The organism is Methylopila musalis, from assembly GCF_042679725.1.
GTDB lineage: Bacteria > Pseudomonadota > Alphaproteobacteria > Rhizobiales > Methylopilaceae > Methylopila > Methylopila musalis.
The window spans coordinates 1-534 of record NZ_JBHTMX010000452.1 but is presented as its reverse complement, the minus strand read 5'-3'; the positions used below and the strand labels follow the sequence as shown (position 1 = coordinate 534).

General features: G+C 78.5%; 1 protein-coding gene. It reads right to left on the bottom strand.

All coding sequences use genetic code 11. The features are described from left to right. Nucleotides 1–534: helicase-related protein (locus tag ACFQ4O_RS18255; RefSeq protein WP_378777864.1), on the bottom strand; the 534-nt coding region annotated here is incomplete at both ends.

Sequence of the window (534 nt, the reverse complement as noted above, 5' to 3'; positions counted from 1 at the left end):
GTCCCCGCGGCGTGAGGCGGCCGTCGCCGTCCAGCGCGCCGATCTCCGCGAGCAGGGCGCGCGCCTCCGCCACCGCCGCGCGCGGCGGCGGATCGAGAAAGGCGAGCGCGGACGGGTCCGCGACGCCCCAGGCCGCGAGATCGAGCATCAGGCCGGACAGGTCGCTCGACAGGATTTCCGGCCGGGCGAAGGGCGCGAGGCTTCGGGTCGCGGCCTCCTCCCACAGCCGGTAGCACACGCCCGGACCCGTGCGGCCGGCGCGGCCTCGGCGCTGGTCGGCGGAGGCGAGCGAGACCCGCACCGTCTCCAGCCGGGTGAGCCCCAGCGCCGGCTCGTGGGCGGCGACGCGGGCGAGGCCGCTGTCGATCACCACCCGCACGCCCTCCAGCGTCAACGAGGTCTCGGCGATGGCGGTGGCGAGCGTCACCTTGCGCCGGCCGGCGGGCGCGGGCGCCACCGCCGCGTCCTGCTCCCGCGGGTCGAGCCCGCCATGGAGCTCGACCACGTCCACGTCCGGCGGCAGGCCGGCCTCCG